General features: G+C 48.0%; 21 protein-coding genes, 10 tRNA genes and 1 riboswitch. Of the genes, 6 read left to right on the forward strand and 25 right to left on the reverse strand.

All coding sequences use genetic code 11. The features are described 5' to 3' along the window. Positions 1-106: 106 nt before the first annotated feature. The 19 genes from KNQ15_RS14670 to acpS all read right to left on the reverse strand — a co-directional run bounded on the left by KNQ15_RS14670 (position 107) and on the right by acpS (position 7,717). Positions 107-183, reverse strand: a tRNA-Ile gene (locus KNQ15_RS14670). 18 nt (positions 184-201) lie between these two features. Beyond that, positions 202-278: transfer RNA gene (locus KNQ15_RS14675), tRNA-Arg, on the reverse strand. 4 nt (positions 279-282) lie between these two features. Continuing rightward, positions 283-369: transfer RNA gene (locus KNQ15_RS14680), tRNA-Leu, on the reverse strand. 17 nt (positions 370-386) lie between these two features. Further along, a tRNA-Lys gene (locus KNQ15_RS14685) sits at positions 387-462 on the reverse strand. A 7-nt stretch (positions 463-469) separates the two neighbouring features. After that, positions 470-541: transfer RNA gene (locus KNQ15_RS14690), tRNA-Gln, on the reverse strand. 4 nt (positions 542-545) lie between these two features. Beyond that, positions 546-621: transfer RNA gene (locus KNQ15_RS14695), tRNA-Asp, on the reverse strand. A gap of 36 nt (positions 622-657) precedes the next feature. Beyond that, positions 658-733: transfer RNA gene (locus tag KNQ15_RS14700), tRNA-Val, on the reverse strand. Positions 734-736: 3 nt separating this feature from the next. After that, a tRNA-Glu gene (locus KNQ15_RS14705) sits at positions 737-811 on the reverse strand. A 49-nt stretch (positions 812-860) separates the two neighbouring features. Further along, positions 861-952: transfer RNA gene (locus KNQ15_RS14710), tRNA-Ser, on the reverse strand. Positions 953-959: 7 nt separating this feature from the next. Continuing rightward, positions 960-1,034 (reverse strand) — tRNA-Asn (locus KNQ15_RS14715). A 149-nt stretch (positions 1,035-1,183) separates the two neighbouring features. After that, positions 1,184-1,624, reverse strand: coding sequence for a SprT family protein (locus KNQ15_RS14720; RefSeq protein ID WP_214729896.1), 441 nt, complete (start codon positions 1,622-1,624; stop codon positions 1,184-1,186). Beyond that, positions 1,621-3,741 carry a Tex family protein gene (locus KNQ15_RS14725; protein WP_214729897.1) on the reverse strand — a complete coding sequence of 707 codons (2,121 nt, stop codon included), beginning with the start codon at positions 3,739-3,741 and terminating at the stop codon, positions 1,621-1,623. Before KNQ15_RS14725 ends, KNQ15_RS14720 begins: the two co-directional genes overlap by 4 nt. 63 nt (positions 3,742-3,804) lie before the next feature. Next, the gene (sigB, locus tag KNQ15_RS14730) at positions 3,805-4,602 is read right to left on the reverse strand and encodes an RNA polymerase sigma factor SigB (RefSeq protein WP_023469620.1); all 798 of its coding nucleotides are present in this window, start codon (positions 4,600-4,602) and stop codon (positions 3,805-3,807) included. Then, on the reverse strand, positions 4,568-5,050 hold the full coding sequence (rsbW, locus tag KNQ15_RS14735) for an anti-sigma B factor RsbW (protein WP_050679021.1): 483 nt from the start codon (positions 5,048-5,050) through the stop codon (positions 4,568-4,570). Before rsbW ends, sigB begins: the two co-directional genes overlap by 35 nt. Continuing rightward, positions 5,047-5,373: an STAS domain-containing protein gene (locus tag KNQ15_RS14740; protein ID WP_023469622.1), complete on the reverse strand. Its 327-nt coding sequence runs from the start codon at positions 5,371-5,373 to the stop codon at positions 5,047-5,049. Before KNQ15_RS14740 ends, rsbW begins: the two co-directional genes overlap by 4 nt. A 194-nt stretch (positions 5,374-5,567) precedes the next feature. Beyond that, positions 5,568-5,918, reverse strand: coding sequence for a type II toxin-antitoxin system PemK/MazF family toxin (locus KNQ15_RS14745; protein ID WP_023469623.1), 351 nt, complete (start codon positions 5,916-5,918; stop codon positions 5,568-5,570). Positions 5,919-5,921: 3 nt separating this feature from the next. After that, a complete protein-coding gene (locus KNQ15_RS14750) occupies positions 5,922-6,146 on the reverse strand; it encodes a hypothetical protein (RefSeq protein WP_023469624.1) in 225 nt (74 codons plus the stop codon). Positions 6,147-6,285: 139 nt separating this feature from the next. Then, positions 6,286-7,359, reverse strand: a complete 1,074-nt coding sequence (alr, locus tag KNQ15_RS14755; protein ID WP_214729898.1) for an alanine racemase — start codon at positions 7,357-7,359, stop codon at positions 6,286-6,288. Continuing rightward, positions 7,337-7,717 (reverse strand): holo-ACP synthase, encoded by a 381-nt coding sequence (gene acpS / locus KNQ15_RS14760; RefSeq protein WP_029342843.1) that lies wholly within the window; start codon positions 7,715-7,717, stop codon positions 7,337-7,339. The genes alr and acpS overlap by 23 nt, the downstream gene beginning before the upstream one ends. 68 nt (positions 7,718-7,785) lie before the next feature. Between acpS and KNQ15_RS14765 the strand changes: the two genes are divergently transcribed. Beyond that, positions 7,786-8,526, forward strand: a complete 741-nt coding sequence (locus KNQ15_RS14765) for a rhomboid family intramembrane serine protease (RefSeq protein ID WP_029342844.1) — start codon at positions 7,786-7,788, stop codon at positions 8,524-8,526. Between the two features lie 50 nt (positions 8,527-8,576). Here the strand turns inward: KNQ15_RS14765 and KNQ15_RS14770 are convergent, their stop codons facing one another. From KNQ15_RS14770 to KNQ15_RS14780, 3 genes are read right to left on the reverse strand one after another with little or no spacing between them, the layout of a single operon-like run. After that, positions 8,577-8,840, reverse strand: coding sequence for a hypothetical protein (locus KNQ15_RS14770; protein WP_023469628.1), 264 nt, complete (start codon positions 8,838-8,840; stop codon positions 8,577-8,579). A gap of 19 nt (positions 8,841-8,859) precedes the next feature. Next, a complete protein-coding gene (locus tag KNQ15_RS14775; RefSeq protein ID WP_214729899.1) occupies positions 8,860-9,360 on the reverse strand; it encodes a hypothetical protein in 501 nt (166 codons plus the stop codon). Further along, entirely contained in the window at positions 9,350-9,625 is a 276-nt protein-coding gene (locus tag KNQ15_RS14780; protein WP_214729900.1) for a 4a-hydroxytetrahydrobiopterin dehydratase, read from the reverse strand. The genes KNQ15_RS14775 and KNQ15_RS14780 overlap by 11 nt, the downstream gene beginning before the upstream one ends. A gap of 163 nt (positions 9,626-9,788) precedes the next feature. On the opposite strand from KNQ15_RS14780, the gene KNQ15_RS14785 reads away from it, so the two are divergent. Both KNQ15_RS14785 and KNQ15_RS14790 read left to right on the forward strand, forming a co-directional pair. Beyond that, positions 9,789-10,322: a cysteine hydrolase family protein gene (locus KNQ15_RS14785; RefSeq protein ID WP_214729901.1), complete on the forward strand. Its 534-nt coding sequence runs from the start codon at positions 9,789-9,791 to the stop codon at positions 10,320-10,322. Positions 10,323-10,339: 17 nt separating this feature from the next. Then, positions 10,340-11,791: a nicotinate phosphoribosyltransferase gene (locus tag KNQ15_RS14790; protein WP_029342847.1), complete on the forward strand. Its 1,452-nt coding sequence runs from the start codon at positions 10,340-10,342 to the stop codon at positions 11,789-11,791. Positions 11,792-11,841: 50 nt separating this feature from the next. On the opposite strand, the gene KNQ15_RS14795 is transcribed toward KNQ15_RS14790, so the two are convergent. After that, a complete protein-coding gene (locus KNQ15_RS14795; RefSeq protein WP_029342848.1) occupies positions 11,842-12,168 on the reverse strand; it encodes a hypothetical protein in 327 nt (108 codons plus the stop codon). A gap of 142 nt (positions 12,169-12,310) precedes the next feature. Here KNQ15_RS14795 and KNQ15_RS14800 point away from each other — a divergent pair, with 142 nt between their 5' ends. Beyond that, complete coding sequence (locus KNQ15_RS14800; protein WP_029342849.1) at positions 12,311-12,802, forward strand: YwpF family protein; 492 nt, start codon at positions 12,311-12,313, stop codon at positions 12,800-12,802. Here the strand turns inward: KNQ15_RS14800 and KNQ15_RS14805 are convergent. Beyond that, entirely contained in the window at positions 12,799-13,389 is a 591-nt protein-coding gene (locus KNQ15_RS14805; protein WP_214729902.1) for a histidine phosphatase family protein, read from the reverse strand. The two genes, KNQ15_RS14800 and KNQ15_RS14805, sit on opposite strands and share 4 nt — an antisense overlap. A gap of 17 nt (positions 13,390-13,406) precedes the next feature. Continuing rightward, complete coding sequence (locus tag KNQ15_RS14810) at positions 13,407-14,396, reverse strand: alpha/beta hydrolase (protein ID WP_214729903.1); 990 nt, start codon at positions 14,394-14,396, stop codon at positions 13,407-13,409. A 169-nt stretch (positions 14,397-14,565) separates the two neighbouring features. Between KNQ15_RS14810 and KNQ15_RS14815 the strand changes: the two genes are divergently transcribed. Next, positions 14,566-15,579, forward strand: a complete 1,014-nt coding sequence (locus KNQ15_RS14815; protein ID WP_214729904.1) for a metal ABC transporter solute-binding protein, Zn/Mn family — start codon at positions 14,566-14,568, stop codon at positions 15,577-15,579. 69 nt (positions 15,580-15,648) lie between these two features. Further along, positions 15,649-15,753, forward strand: a riboswitch (SAM riboswitch). An 81-nt stretch (positions 15,754-15,834) separates the two neighbouring features. Continuing rightward, a complete protein-coding gene (locus tag KNQ15_RS14820; protein WP_214729905.1) occupies positions 15,835-17,145 on the forward strand; it encodes a Na+/H+ antiporter NhaC family protein in 1,311 nt (436 codons plus the stop codon). Positions 17,146-17,152 lie beyond the last annotated feature (7 nt).

Consider the following 17,152-nt stretch of genomic DNA (forward strand, 5'->3'; position numbering starts at 1 on the left):
AGTCACGATTGACGAAGCTTGCGCTTCATTCGTTTTTGTATTCCGTAGAATACGTTTTTTGCCTCATCGTTCAGTTTTCAAAGTTCGTCATTGTTTGTTTTGAAAATGGTGGGCCTAAGTGGACTCGAACCACCGACCTCACGCTTATCAGGCGTGCGCTCTAACCAGCTGAGCTATAGGCCCGTCAAAGCAAACAAAATATGGTGCACCCTGAGAGATTCGAACTCCCGACCCCTTGATTCGTAGTCAAGTACTCTATCCAGCTGAGCTAAGGGTGCGATATGGTGCGGTCGAGAGGACTTGAACCTCCACGATGTTGCCACCACTAGGCCCTCAACCTAGCGCGTCTACCGATTCCGCCACGACCGCAAATATGAAATTAAAAATGGTGTGTCATGCAGGATTCGAACCTGCGACCCTCTGATTAAAAGTCAGATGCTCTACCAACTGAGCTAATGACACATAAAAACTGGGCTGGAAGGGATCGAACCTTCGCGTGCTGGAATCAAAATCCAGTGCCTTACCACTTGGCTACAGCCCAAAAATGGCGGTCCTGACGGGATTCGAACCCGCGATCTCCTGCGTGACAGGCAGGCATGTTAACCGCTACACCACAGGACCGCAATTTGAAGTTGTAAACAACTCTTTAAAAAGAAATGGTGGAGGATGACGGGATCGAACCGCCGACCCCCTGCTTGTAAGGCAGGTGCTCTCCCAGCTGAGCTAATCCTCCATATGGTGACCCGTACGGGATTCGAACCCGTGTTACCGCCGTGAAAGGGCGGTGTCTTAACCGCTTGACCAACGGGCCATATCGTAATTAATAATTATTCTCAAGAAACATTTTCACATAAGAGGTCTGGCGGAGATGGAGGGATTCGAACCCTCGCACCAGTTTCCCGGCCTACACCCTTAGCAGGGGCGCCCCTTATAGCCACTTGGGTACATCTCCAAAAGAATGGCTCCGCAAGTAGGATTTGAACCTACGACCTACCGGTTAACAGCCGGTTGCTCTACCACTGAGCTATTGCGGAACGTTACGTTCTGTTCGGAACACTTTTATATAGTAGCAACTTTTTTTCTTTCCGTCAATGCTTTTTTAAAAAAGTTTTTAGCGACGATAAGTTGTTTAGTTGCTGTCGTTTTGACGACTTCTATAATTTATCATGCTCCGAAATGAACGTCAACTACTTTTGTAAAAAATCTTTCCGCGACATCGACCACATCGATATCTTTCCGTATTCATGCGTCTTTTCCTTCTATATAATGTGCTGCATTTCTCACATTCGTAAAGATAGGATTTTTTTTCATCTTCTTGTCTCCTCGGACTGTATCGAAGCCCACCGTAGCGCTCTAACCATTCTTTAAAGTCTTGATCTTGATGACGGTGCCCCCTTCCTGCTAGATGTAAATGGTAGTGACACAGTTCATGAATCACGATTCCGCGGAAGACTTTCATGTCATCGATATATCGTTTATTGAAGTCTAAATGATGATCGCCTAAGAAGTAACGACCACCTGTCGTCTTCAGCCGTGGATTAAAATAAGCTTCATGTCGAAACGGTAAGGAAAATACGTCGAGCGAAAGTTGCTCGACGTATCGTTGTAATTGTTCATTCGTCATTTCGGCGGAACCAGTGTCAAACCAATCCGTCCCCGCTCTGGTTCAACATTCGTCACCCAGACCGTCACAATATCCCCAACAGCGACGACATCAAGTGGATGTTTGACACGCTTACGACTGAGCTTCGAGATATGAATCAAGCCATTCTCTTTCACTCCGATATCAACGAACGCACCAAAATCAAGAACATTGCGGACCGTTCCTTGGAACTCCATCCCGACTTGGATCATATCCATCGATAGAACATCTTGACGAAGTAACGGTTTATCGAGCGCTTCCCGTGGGTCACGCCCTGGACGTTGTAACGCTTCGATGATGTCACGTAGTGTCGGTTCTCCGATCTCGAGCGTCTGTGCCATCTCCGGTAATGACAATGTAGACAATTGTTCCCGCACCGCATCCGTTCCGACTTGTTCCAGCGTTAAGCCTAATGTCTTAAATAGATTCTCGACAGTTTTGTACTGTTCCGGATGGATCGGCGTCCGATCGAGCGGATGCGTCCCTTCTAAGATACGGAGGAATCCTGCTGCCTGTTCATAGGCCTTTGCACCAAGACGAGGGACTTTCAATAATTCCTGACGCGTCTTGAACGTTCCAAGTTCCGAGCGGCGTTCAACGATTTTTTTCGCTGTCGCCTTCGTGATTCCTGCGACGTAACTCAAAAGCGGTTCTGACGCTGTATTAACATCAACTCCGACTTGGTTGACGACCGTTTCAACGACAAAATCAAGTGTCTCCTTCAGTTTCGTTTGCGAGACATCATGTTGATACTGACCGACTCCGACAGACTGTGGATCGACTTTAACGAGTTCAGCCAGCGGATCTTGCAGGCGACGCGCAATCGAAATCGCGGATCGTTGTTCGACCTGAAGCTCTGGGAACTCGGTCCGGGCAATCTCTGAAGCGGAATAAATACTTGCTCCTGCCTCGTCGACGATCGTAAAGGCGATATCTTTTTGTCCCTTCATCCAGTCCGCAACGAATGCTTCTGTTTCCCGTGAAGCTGTTCCGTTCCCGATCGCAATCAATTCGATCCCGTATGTATCGACGAGCTGTGAAAGGGTTTGACGTGCTTCTTTTGCTTTTTGCTCTGACATCGTCACGTAGATGACGCCGACTTCCTTCATCTCACCTGTCGGATCGATGACCGCCCACTTACACCCTGTCCGGTAAGCCGGATCAAGACCTATCATGACTTTCCCTTTCATCGGTGGCTGCATGTAGAGTTGGCGGAGATTCTTACCAAAGACGTCAATCGCTTGGAGCTCTGCCTTTTCCGTCAGTTCATTTCGAATTTCGCGTTCGATGGCAGGAAAGACGGATTTTTTATAGCCCGTCGTGATCGCCGCTTCAACGATATCACGTTTCTTTGGCGTCAGTTGTGCGTATGAACGAAGCAATGTGGGTAAAACCTGTTGTTCCTCTAACACCACTTTCACAGAGACGATTTTCAATGCTTCCGCACGGTTGATCGCCAGAATCCGGTGCGGAACGATCTGTTGAATCCGCTCACTGTAGGCATAATACTGTGCAAAGACACCTTTTTCATCAACTGCATCCTTTTTCTGTTTCGTGACGATTTCTGCTGAACGGCGCATTTGCTTACGAATGAACTCACGCACCGTCGCTTGTTCGCCCCATTCCTCGGCAATGATCGATTGTGCCCCGGTAAGAGCTTCTTCCGGATCCAGCCCATTGCTCAACCGATGGAATGTCGCTTCATCATAGGCAGACTTGTCGCGGAACCAGTCAGCAAGTGGCGCAAGCCCCGCTTCCCTTGCAATTTCCGCCTTCGTCCGACGTTTTGGTCGAAATGGTAAGTAGATATCTTCGACTTGCTGTAACGTCGTCGCTTCTTCAAGTGTTCGACGAAGTTCCGGAGTCAGTGCACCTTGTTCCTCAATCTTTTCAAGGACGTCGCTCCGTCTGCTTTCAAGTTGCGTTAATTGTTTATGTCGATCGAGAATCGCTTTGATCGCGACCTCATCGAGTTCACCTGTCTGTTCTTTTCGGTAGCGGGCGATGAACGGAATTGTACCGCCTTCTTCCGTCAATTGTAAGACTGCCTTCACTTGCGCAGGACGTACATTCAATTCACTTGCGATTCTCTTTTCCATCTGCTTCACCTCTCATTCATTATACCGAAGAACGCATGGAAAAGAAAAAAGACTGACACGAGGTCAGTCTTTTGAGAATACTTCATTTGGTTCAACTTTGATCGCTTCACGCAACTTCTGCAAAGCGCGTCGTTGGAGACGGGAAACGTGCATTTGTGAAATGCCGAGTAGTTCGCCCGTTTCTTTTTGACTCATATTGCGGTAGTAGGCACATTCGAGAATCGAACGCTCGCGGTCCGTTAAGACAGCAAATGCCTTTTCAAGAATCAGACGTTGATCGACGGAGTCGTAGCCGTTTTCTTGATTCCCGACGAGGTCGAGTAACGTAACGGTACTACCTTCCTGATCTGCCTCAATCGAACTATCGACGGATAATGCTTGATAGCTTTTACCCATTTCAAGTGTTTCGAGGACTTCCTCTTCCGATACTTCAAGACGCGCAGCAATCTCATCGATACGCGGTGAGCGTTGCAACTCCGTCGTCAATTCTTCCACTGCTTTCTTGATTTTCGGTCCGAGTTCCTTGATGCGACGTGGAACATGGACGCTCCATGTCTTATCGCGGATGAAACGTTTGATTTCACCGATGATCGTCGGAACAGCAAATGACTCAAAACTGCGACCGAATTCTTTATCGAAGCGGCGAAGCGCTGCGAGCAACCCAATCATACCGACCTGAACAAGATCGTCATGAATTGGTCGACCACGCGAGAACTTCCGGGCCAAAGCTTCTACCAAGTCTGAATAACGCTCGAGTAATGCCGCATGCACTTCCTCATCTTGGTCGTCCTGCTGATACAAATCAATCAGTCGAAGTACTTCATCATCACTGTGATGGCGTTGTTGAGACTTTGCTGGCACTTTGACCCACCTCATCTCTATTCATATATTTTGTCATATGGACAGTGACGCCGTTCGCTTTCTCGATCGTTACTTGATCCATCAATGCTTCGATCATCAAGATACCGAGTCCTCCTTCATGCAAGGAGTCGAGATCGTGTGAATCTGTAATCGGTTCACTCTGGCGTTTGACCTCATCTTTATCGAACGTAATGCCGTTATCTTTGACGACAATCTCAAGACGATCATCCGGATAGACGTTGCATGTCAAGGCGATGCTACCATCTTCTTTTCCTTCGTACGCATGTTGAACAGCGTTCGCACATGCTTCTGAGACAGCGATCTTGATATCTTCGATGTCATCATACGTGTATCCCATCCGGTTCGCGACGCCTGAAACCGTCAAACGGGCAATGGCTACATATTCCGGTTTTGCCGGTAATGTCATGTTTAGTTGTTCGTTCTTCATTGCGTTCCACCTCTTACACCACTATCGATTGTAATGATGCTTGAAAGACCTGTGATTTCGAATAGACGACGGATGCGTTCAGAAACGCCGACGAGCGTGAACGATGTACCGTTCTTTTTCGCTGCTTTGAGTGCTCCGACGAACACGCCGAGACCTGTCGAATCCATGTAGTGGACTTCATCCAAATGGACGACGACATCGTTTGTTTCAACTGCCGGGACTAGTTCTTGGCGAAGTTTTGGTGCTGTATACGTATCAATCTCACCTGCGATATAAAGATGCGTCTGACCGTCAAGCTGCTCTGTTTTAATTGTTAAATCCATCTTCAAGTTCCTCCTCAAGGAAAATCTGTCTATGTGGTCTTACTATTCATACTACCTCATCCCTTTATAAAAAGGTCACTTGGGTATGTTTCCCCGAAGTGAAAACTTTGAAACCCATTTTATAAAAAAAGAGGTCAAAAAAAGTCGCATACGCTAGTATCGACTCTTCTTGTGTTGCGCTTCTATGTAAGTGCCTAAAAATCAACCAAGCCTAAGCTGATTGCGACGGCACTATTTACCTTCATCATCGTGTCTGGATCTAGATGTGTGACTTTATCCGTTAGACGGCGTTTATCAATTGTCCGGATTTGCTCAAGTAAGATGACCGAATCACGTTCTAATCCGTGTCGCTCTCGATATACTTCCACATGGGTCGGTAGTTTGGCTTTGTCGATCTGTGCCGTGATCGCAGCCACGATGACTGTCGGGCTGAATCGGTTACCAATATCATTTTGTAGAACAAGCACGGGACGAACTCCCCCTTGTTCCGATCCGACCACAGGTGACAAATTTGCATAAAACACGTCGCCACGTTTGACTATCAAAGCTTACACCCCGCTTACTTGACGTAGGAGTGAGAACTCCGCCTCCGTTTCAATCTGGAACATTTCGCCAACGATCGATAAATTGATTGCTGCCATTTCTTCGTAACCACGCTTCAATTCCTCACGTAGCTGACGCTTGCGTTCTTCGGTCGTATGGTTCGACTTCATCCCAATCGTCTCCTTCGCTACATTTCGCTCAACAAACTGCATTTCCCGTTGTTGGACCAAGATAATGGCACCTCCAGATTCACTGAAACCTTAACGAACGACTCACTTTCTACTTCAATATATCAGTCGAATTCAGAAAATACAATCAAAATTCAAACAAATAACATATTTTTGCCATCTTATTGATGTCTTGTACGAATCATTGACGTGGAACACGCTTCGAGAATTGACAGAGAACTTCATAGTTGATCGTCCCGAGCCAATGGGCTGCTTCCTCGATTGGTGCCCCTTCTCCAATTAAGATGACTTCCGTCCCAATCGGATATTCCCGCGGTAAACGAATCATGAGCCGATCCATGCAGACGCGACCGACGATTTCGCACGGCAGACCGTCTACGATCAACGAATAACCTTGGAACTTACGTGACCAGCCATCCGCGTAACCGATCGGAACGGTACCGATCCATTCATCCGTCGGCGCTGTATAGGTCGCTCCGTAACTGATCGTTTGTCCCGGTTCGACTTGTTTGACCTGCATGAGACGACTTTTCAGTGAAAACGCTGGTTTTAAGAACTCGTAATGTCCTGCCATCTCATCGGACGGCATCGCACCGTATAAGGCGATACCAACTCGAACGACGTTAAACGGCGCTTGACCTGCTAAGCGAATCGCAGCCGCCGAATTGGCACAGTGGACGTAACGGATGTCCGGTACTAGTGCGACATACGATAAAAACGTCTTGAGCTGGCGCTCGAATAACTGACTGTTCAGCTCGTCAGCAGTCGCGAAATGCGTATAGATGCCTTCGAGCTCGACGAGATCATCATCACATTCAGCAAGAATTCGCTTCAACTCATCGACGTGTTGCAGTCCGAGTCGTCCCATTCCCGTATCGATCTTGATATGCAAGCGGAGATGATCGATTTCCGTCAAATGACGTTTCGCTTCCTGAAGCCAATCGGCTGAAAAGACAGGCACGGCGACATCATAATTCGAAGCGACTGGTGCATGTTCTGGTAGTAAGGCTTCAAGCATCAGGATTGGTGCTTGGATCCCCGCTTCTCGTAACTCGATCGCCTCCTCGAGGAGTGCGACAGCGAGTAAGTCGGCTCCGTTCTCAAGAGCGATCTCAGCGACTGTCACTGCCCCGTGACCATAGCCGTCCGCCTTGACGACCGCCATCACCTGTTGTTCGCCCATCCGTGTTTTGATTTCGCGTATATTATGTGCGATCGCTTCCCGATCGACTTCAATCCAAGTTGGTCGGTACATCCCATTCCCTCTTCTCTAATAAGACTTGCGCAGATGCATAATGTTCTGAATGTGTGATCGAGACGTGGATGACGCCATCGAATGGTCCACTCATGATCGGTCGCCCCGTCTCATCGTTTAAGATTTCAACGTCTTGCCAAGAGACTTCTTTTCCGACGCCGGTTCCGAATGCTTTGACGAACGCTTCCTTTGCGGCGAAACGTCCAGCGAGATACTCGATACGACGGTGTCCCGAGAGCGATTGAAATCGTTCCTGCTCTGCCTGCGTCAAGATTCTTCCTACAAAACGTGGCTGGCGCTCAAGCGTTTGCTCGATTCGATCCAGTTCCACTAAATCGATTCCAATTCCATAAATCATCCAAGGCGCCTCCACAGTACTATTCTTCGCCATCTTCATATAGAATGAAGATGAAGCGAGGTGTTGTCATGTTTAGTCGAACGGAAAACCTACAAACGTTCACACGTTCTTATCCGGTCGTTTCGTTGTTCATTTTAATCCAAGTCGCCCTGTTTGTCATCGAACAGTTGGGCCCACTCCTTAATCTGACATTCTCTCCTCTAAATGCAGGGGCATCCATCAATCTCTTAATCGAACAAGGTGAATGGTGGCGTGTCGTCACAGCAACGTTCTTGCATTACGATTTTTGGCACATTGCGTTCAATACGTTTGCTCTCGTCATCTTCGCTCCACCGCTTGAGCGGATGATCGGTCATGGTCGATTTGCTGCCTTTTATTTGCTCGTTGGTACGCTTGCGAACATCTTGACGTACTTCACGAAAATCAATGAACCGTTTTATGGGCAAGCTGGAGCATCTGGTGCCATTCTTGGTTTGCTTGGTTTTTATGTCTACTTGAGTCGCTTCAAGCGGACGGTCATCATGGCAGACGATACACGTCTTGTGTATATTTTCACTGCGGTCACGGCAGTCTTTACGTTGCTTGGATCGAACGTCGCTGTTTTTGGTCACTTGTACGGTTTCGTCCTCGGATTCCTCTTCGGATTCGTCTTCGGTAATCGTGCCGTTCCATTCACACGTCCGTTCCAAACCGGTCGTCGTACGAGCGGTGGTCCTGTCTTCGTCAGCGGTTCTGGTCAACTCGGCCGTGTATTCTTCTACATCATCATCGCGTTTGCTGTACTCGGATTATTCTTCCGCTACTTGTAAACCGTCATAAAAAAGGGACTCACGCTTTTAGCGCGAGTCCCTTTTTTAGCTTATTTGCGAAGAACTTCTGCCAAGTCCTTCACATCATCAATCAGGTTATGGATCGTTTCCTGATTGTCCGTATAGAGTGCTTTTAATTCTTCAAAACGTCCTTTTGGATCTTGTTTGACAGCAGACAATTGTGTTCCTGCGCCGCTGAATGTCCGTTTCACTGCTGCGAACTGCGCTTGACGCGTATCTTTATGCAGTAGTGATAAAGTAGCGCCGACAAGTGCGCCACCAAGTGTTGCTACGACAAAATAGTTCTTCTTCATCTGTTACTCCCCCTGCATCTCACTCATTTGTTGGTGGTACGATTTGATACCGTTTCATGACGGGAGAAGGCGCGAACGACTTCCCTGCCTCTTCAGCATACTGGTCTACCGTGAGACGTTCAACTGATTTTGCATAACGAGCCCCGTCCCCTGTCTCATAGAACTGGATCAATAAGACAAGATCCGTTCCCTTCTCGACACGTCCAATCCGAAATGCCTGGAAACCACCATATTCTGCTCCAATGACTTTCGGATTCGACATCACTTGATGTACGAATAGATCCCCGCTATTTTGATCTGCCGGAATCGACCAGTAGAAGAGACTGCCTTCATCCGAAAAGTTGCCACGTGATTCGAGCAACGTGTAGGTATTGCCGCTTTGAAAAGGTGATTTCGAGTCCGTCTCCATCCAGAGGATGGCATCGCCGCTTCCGCTAGCGACACGAATATGAGCATCACGGGAACGAATTTGTTCAACGAACGAACCGCTACCGAATGTAATCGAAAGTTTAGATGGCATCACAGGCCTCCGCAAGTTGAAAGTCTTTTTCCGTCAATCCGTTTTCATCATGAGTCGTCGCCGCAAGTGTGACATTTTTATAATCGATCACGATCCGTGGATGATGATTCAAATTTTCCGCAACACTCCCGACTTCTTGTACGAAATCCAGTGCTGCAGGAAACGATGCGAGTGTATAGGTCCGGACGATTTCATTATCGACGACACTCCAATCCTGCAACCGCTCCAGGCGCTCTTCCACTTCGTATTCATTCAACCTAGCCATCCCTTTCTCCTCCTCTACTATCATTTTCGTCCTATACCTTATACCCCATTCTTTTACTTCTCTATACCTGTTTGTATCCGATTTCTTCCTTTTGCCTTCTGTGTGAGATAGAGTACAATGTGAAAGAGAACACTAATTCAAAATCGGAAAGGGGCTTACGCATATGCGCGCTCTGATTGTCATTGATTACACAATCGATTTCGTTGCTGACGAAGGAAAGCTGACTTGCGGGAAACCAGGACAAGCGATTGAAGAACGGATCGCTACGTTGATGGAGGAGTTTTCAACGGAAGATTACGTCGTCATCGCCAACGATATTCACGAGGAAGGCGATACGTTCCACCCGGAAACCGTCCTCTTCCCACCTCATAATATCCGCGGAACACATGGACGTGATCTGTTCGGGAAAGTCGCAGCCATGGCACGGGTCGCCGATCACATCATCGACAAGACGCGTTATAGTGCGTTCGCCGGGACGGACCTCGATTTACGCTTGCGTGAACGCGGTATCCGCGAAGTCCACCTCGTCGGTGTCTGTACGGACATTTGTGTCCTTCATACAGCTGTCGATGCCTACAATCTCGGGTATCGTATCGTCGTCCATGCCGATGCAGTCGCAAGCTTTAACGCGACGGGTCACGACTGGGCGCTTACACACTTTAAACAATCGATCGGCGCAGAAGTCGTCGGCGAATAAGAAGGGATCTGTCCGTCATGTTACAACGTAATCTTGCACTCCATACCGATCTGTACTTACCACGGTGGATGTATATCTATTGGAAAGAAGGACGTCATAATGAACGCGCCGTCTTTGATGTTTACTACCGTTCGAATCCGTTCGCAGGAGGCTATGTCGTCTTTGCGGGTCTCGAAAATATCATCGAGTATATTCAAACACTCCGTTTCACGGAAGAAGATATTACGTACTTGCAAGAGATGATCGGCTTCCCGGATGAGTTCAAGGATGAACTGCGTCAGTTCAAGTTCAATGGCTCGATCTCAAGTGTCAAAGAAGGCGAAATCGTCTTCCCGAACGAACCACTGATTCGGATCGAAGCACGAATCTTTGAAGCGAAACTCTTACAGACTGCGATTCTGAACATCGCGAACCACGAATCGCTCATCGCGACGAAATACGCACGTATTCGTCAATCGGCTCCCCGTGCGAAGTTCCTCGAAGCTGGTGCTCGTCGCGCGCAAGGAATCGATGCCGCTTACTTCGGAACGCGCGCTTCATACCTGGCTGGTTTTGACGTCACAAGCCTTGCTTCAGCAGGACGCGACTTCGGCATCCCGTGTGGCGGAACGATGGAGCACGCCGACATTCAATTCCACGATGACGAATTGACGGCATTTCGGACATTCGCTTCTCATTATCCGGATCAGGCGACATTACTCGTCGATACGTACGATACGCTCAAGAGTGGTCTTCCGAATGCGATCACGGTTGCGAAAGAACTCCAAGCCAAAGGACATAAACTACGCGGCATCCGAATCGATTCCGGTGACTTATCCTACTTGTCAAAACGTGCCCGCAACATGCTTGACGAAGCCGGATTCCCGGAAGTCGATATCGTTTTATCGGGTGACCTCGATGAATACGTCATCCAGGACTTGCGTATCCAAGGTGCCCAAGCCAATACGTTCCTCGTCGGAACACGTGGCATCACGGCCTACGAACAACCGGCTCTTGGGATGGTCTATAAACTAGTCGCGCGTGAAGTAGATGGCGAGCTCGCACCCGTCATTAAAGTATCCTCGTCAAAAGCCAAGACGACGACGCCTCACATCAAGGAAGTCTATCGCATCATCGATCCGGTGACGGATAAGTTCAAAGGGGACTACGTAACGTTGATGGACGAAGATCCGTCGACACTTGAAGCTGTCGACCTCATCGACGTCCGGGACCCATCGTTCCGAAATCGCATCGAACAGTTCAAGGTCGAGCGGTTACTTGAACCAATCTTCAAAGATGGAGAACTGGTCTATACGGTCCCAACGATTGAAGAGAGTCGCCACTTCCACGAAACACAGATCGGTCGTCTGTGGGAAGAGTACAAACGGCTGCGTTTGCCAGAAATTTATGCTGTCACATTCAGCGATCGTCTCTGGAAGCTCAAACTCGACATGATTCGGGATACCCGACTGGCGAGTGGTTTAAAATAAGACGCCAAAAAGCGCCGTTCCTCCCCCCTCAGGAAGAACGGCGCTTTTTCTCATGTTAATCCTGCTTCGTTTCCGACAGGTGTCATTTCTGTTGGCGCTTGTTCCATCTTCTTACGAAAGTACCACGCGAAGCCGAGTGCACCTCCGATGAAGACGATATACGTGATGCGTTGACCGAATTCAGCTAAGGAATCCGCGTAGAAAATACTGATTAAATGATCACTTCCACTAATGAGTAGCAAACAGGCAATCAGGAGCGCAATGCGATATGCAAGCGTCGGGCGGTCTGTCGGTTCAGCATGCCAATACATGATGATATGGTGGGCAAGTAGAACGATACCCAGGATTCCTAATATTCCAATGAGTACTTGCGGCATAATGAACGATCCTCCTGTTTAGTAGTATCTAGTCTTATTTAAACATAGTTCATACGAATTTCGTCAGGAAAAGTTTCCCGTCCCCCATTCCTCACGGTATACTGTAGGAAAATCGTAAGCGAACAAAGGAGGGCATTTTTTCATGAAAACCTTTAAGTTATGCACGTTACGCATTTTAATGGACGAATCAGGACGTGATACGACGATTCCCGTCGCCATTCAGGACGGATTGACGGTCAGTACCGAACAGACGGCACAGTGGGTTGCAGAAATCGTCGTTCCTCCGATGGATCAGCCGATCGTCGATGAATTGTTCACAAAACATTTACGTGCTTTGATTGAAATCACGATCTCACGACCTGATAATGATCCTGCCGCGATGATCGTCACGCCCCTTGAACGGACTGCCTTAAGCGAACACGTCTCGTATGTCTTCACGGGTAAGATGGTCATGATGAAGAATGATTTATCTGAATCAATCCTACGCGAAGTCGTCGAAGATGGATTCGCTGGCGAAGAACTCGTCCAAGAATATAAGGATCGTCGTTCGAAGCGCGGCGCGCATATTACGAGCATTGCAAAGGAAACGTTCAAGCAGTATCTAGCAGAACACCCGAAAGCGCCAGTCTCTTAAGGTTTTTCGACCTCGTCCGTGATGTGATCCGCTACGTTGATTCGATCAATCGTATAGTGATCCGTATATTGGATATAATTCGCACACGCGTTTTTCAAAGGTGTCCGGTAACTGAACGTCGCATCAATCGATGATAAAGCTGCCTTAATCGTATGCGAGTGACAGACGATCAAGATCCGTTTGCCCGCATGCATGCGTGTCACTTCCTGTAGCGCCTCGAACACGCGATCCTGGATGGCTTGTTCCGTTTCGAGACCTGGCACAAGTGTCGTATCGTTCGCTTGAACGGCCTCGTAAATCGCTGCGACCGGTTCACCAGAGGCGGCACCGAATTCGCGTTCGACAAGTCGCTCGTCTGTCGCCGTAATCGTCAAACCGACAGCACGCCCGATGATTTCCGCTGTCTCAACAGCACGGGACAACGGACTTGCTAATAAGATATCCCATTTTTCATTCGCTAGATAAGCGGCGCTGAGTTCCGCTTGTCTTCTTCCTGTTGCATTCAACGGTATATCTTCTCTTCCTTGAATCCGTTCGTTTAAGTTCCAATCCGTCTGACCATGCCGCACTAAACAAATTTCAGTCATGTCTCTGTCTCCCTCATTTAAGAAATATGACTGATTGTATCATGTTTTCCATTCGGAAGTTGTCGCGGTGGCAACAGTAGCACCTGACAGGTGAAACGTTCAATTCGTTCGAGCAATCGCTCGATCTTCAATGGATTTTCCGTCTGAGCAAAACTGGCAAGCGAATGGGTACCGTTCGGAAAAGAAAATAAACGGACATCAGCTCCGACATCGGCTCCTTTTTCGACGAAATGGAGTGCTTGCGAAAAGGGAACGATTGGATCTTTTTTGCCATGCAAGAGCATGATCGGTGGGGCATCCGAAGATAGGTGTGTGACCGGTGAGACGTGTGTCATCAGCTTGCGCCATTCTTCCCGTCCACCCTTATAGAACTTAATGTGGGCGATCCAAGTCTGAATGAAATTAAACAATAAAAAATTCGTCGGCGGATATAAAGCGATGACACCACTGATCAATGGCATGTGGCGTTCATCACGCTCTCCGACAAAAGCAGTTGGGGCAAGTGCCGTCGTCAACATGAGTGCGGCTCCGGCAGAGTCTCCCCATACCATCATCCGTCCTCTTAAGATACGAAGGTCCTCTGCTTCCTTGTTCAAAAAACATAACGCATCCCGTACATCCTCGAGGTTATCCGGAAAATAACTGCCCTCTTCGAACAAACGATAATCGATGCTACAGACGGCAACTCCGAGTTCAAGTAGGCGGTCAACGATTGGATTAAAGCAGAACATATCGTCCCGTTCTCCACGAACGAATGCACCACCGTGTGCGTAGATGGCAACTGGAAACGGTCCTTCCCCCAGCGGATAATAGAGATCGAGCTGTAAGGTGCGGTCCCCCACCTGTTTATAGATGAGTGTCCGCGGTGCAAGTTGTTTTTCTGTGAGTGGCAAGGCGGGTTCGGTCCACCGAAGTAATGCACCGTAATTGTTCCAGATGCTCGCTCCCGCTGCTGCTGTCGTCAATAATGCAGCTCCCCCCATTAGCCATGCAGTTTCACGTTTCACTTGATCACCTCCAAAAGACGTGCCAGTTTCTTCACTTTATTATCCTTTTACCCCGTTTTAAAAGAAGTCGAACGTCTTGGTATTCGTACTTGACGCTTCATCGGCGTTCCGCTATAGTGAGAAAGTCCAAATCGGAATAGTTACGTTTTAATAATGGAGGTATCATATAATGAAAAAAATCATTCCCGCTTTAACAGTTGCCTTCGCGAGTGCAAGCGTCCTCGCGGCTTGCGGATCAAATACCGATTCATCGACTTCAGATAGCAAACAGACAGAAGTCTACGCATCAACGTTTGCGACGGCTGCTATCGCCCGCGAAATTGGTGGCGATCAAGTCAATGTCAAAATGATTGTACCACCTGGAGCGGATCCCCATTCTTACGAACCAACATCAAAACAACTCACTGAGATTGCTAAGGGCGACTTGTTCCTCTTAACCGGTACGACGCTCGAGCCGTATTCGAAAAAAATTCAAGAGAGCCTAAAGGGTACAGACGTCCGCTTCATTGAGACGAGTAAAGATGTCAACTTACTAGAATCTGATGCTACACTTCATGCACATGAAGAAGAGGGGCATACAGAAGACGAACATGCCCACGAAGAAGAAGGGCACGATGATCATGCAACGGATGAACACGCGCATGAAGAAGAGGGTCATGACCATGGAAAATACGATCCACACGTCTGGCTCGATCCTGTCAACGCGAAAGCAATGGCACGCTCGATTACAACTGCCTTATCAAAAGAAGTACCAAAAGACAAAGCAACATTCGAGAAAAACTTAAAAGCGTTCGATCAGCAAGCAGATGAATTGGACGAACAATTCAAACAAGTGGTTGCTGATGGATCGAAAAAAGAACTTCTCGTCACACATGCCGCATACGGTTACCTCGCAGAACGATATGGTTTCACGCAACTACCGATTGCGGGAATCTCTCCTTCCGATGAACCGTCACAAAAGCAACTGGCTGCTTTAGTGAAAGAAGCACGGATGCATGATTTGAAATACGTCGCGTTCGAAGAGACGGTCTCACCTAAGGTCGCACGTGTCATCCAAAAAGAAATCGGAGCTGAATCCGTGACGATTCATAACCTAGAGTCGGTCACGAAAGCACAACAAAACAGTTCTTATTTCAAGTTGATGGAAGAAAACGTCCAAACGTTGAAACAAGCACTTCAGTAAAGTACAGTTGACACGCGTTACTCAATGCGGTACGGTAAGAAACGTGTTTTACAACAATTGAATGACTTCTTTTTATCGCGAGAAACGGAGGGACTGGCCCAATGATGTTTCGGCAGCGGACGATTTGATTCGTACTGTGCCAAATCCAGCAAGCGAAAGCTTGAGAGATAAGAAGAGCGTCTTTATTTCATAAAGACCTCCTTCTTTCTTGCGAAGGGGTCTTTTTTTGTATCTTTGAGAAACGAGGTGTCAACAATGAATGAAACCATCACGCCTAACAAATGGGCACTGCTTCCCCTCGTCGTATTCTTGGTCCTCTTCATCGGAGCCGGGATCTTCTATGGCGACTTTTACAAATTCCCGATCCTTATCGCTGCATTGATCGCTTTGATCTTTGCTGCAATCACGACGAAAGGATCCATCAATCAAACGGTTGAACGAATTGCAACGGGTGCCGGAAATCCCGATATCATGATCATGGTCTTCATCTTCTTATTAGCCGGTACGTTTTCTGGAACGGCAGAAGCAATCGGTGCCATCGATGCGACCGTCAATGCTGCTTTGACGTTCCTACCTCCATCACTCCTGATGAGTGGTCTGTTCGTCATTGCCGCCTTCATCTCGATGGCAATGGGAACATCGACTGGAACGATTGCTGCACTCGCGCCGATCGCCTTCGGTATTCATGAAGCAACAGGCATCAACGTTGCGATCGCAGCGGCTGCTGTCGTTGGTGGATCGATGTTCGGCGATAACTTGTCGTTCATCTCGGATACGACGATTGCTGCCGTTCGGACACAAAAAACGAATATGCGTGATAAATTCCGAACGAACTTCATGATTGTTCTACCGGCTGCTATTTTAACGGTCATCCTGCTTGCATTCGTTTCCGGTTCTGGTGACGTCGTCGAAGCAAAAGCATTCGAGTTCTATAAGTTAATCCCATATCTCGCTGTCATCGTCCTTGCACTATTTGGCGTCAATGTCATCCTTGTCCTCATCGGTGGTACGTTACTCACCGGCATCATCGGTATGATTGATGGTAGCTTCGGCTTGAGTGGCTTCGTTCTCTCGATGTCTGAAGGAATGATGGGCATGGCGGAAATCTCCATTTTGACGCTCCTCATGGGTGGTCTCGTCAGCTTGATTACGTTCAACGGTGGAATCGCCTTCTTAAAAGAGACGCTGACACGCAAGATTTCACAGCGTCGCGGTGCCGAATTCAGTATGGCGGCACTCGTCAGTGCAACGAATCTTGCGACAGCAAACAATACGATCTCGATTCTCGTCGCTGGACCACTGGCAGCTGAAATCGCCGATACGTATGAAGTCGATCGCAAGAAATCAGCGAGTATTCTTGATATCTTCTCTTGTGGGATTCAAGGCATCATTCCGTATGGAGCACAACTATTGATTGCAGCAGAATTGACGAAAACGGCTTCTCCTGAACTGATTCCGTATCTGTTCTATCCATTCCTCCTCTTCATCTGTGGATCAATCGCCATTTTCTTCGGATTGCCACGCATGAAGAAGACAGCGACGAAGCAAGAAAAAATTTCTTCGTAACCATAAA

The sequence above is a fragment of the Exiguobacterium sp. s168 genome (assembly GCF_018619035.1).
Taxonomy (GTDB): Bacteria; Bacillota; Bacilli; order Exiguobacteriales; family Exiguobacteriaceae; genus Exiguobacterium_A; species Exiguobacterium_A acetylicum.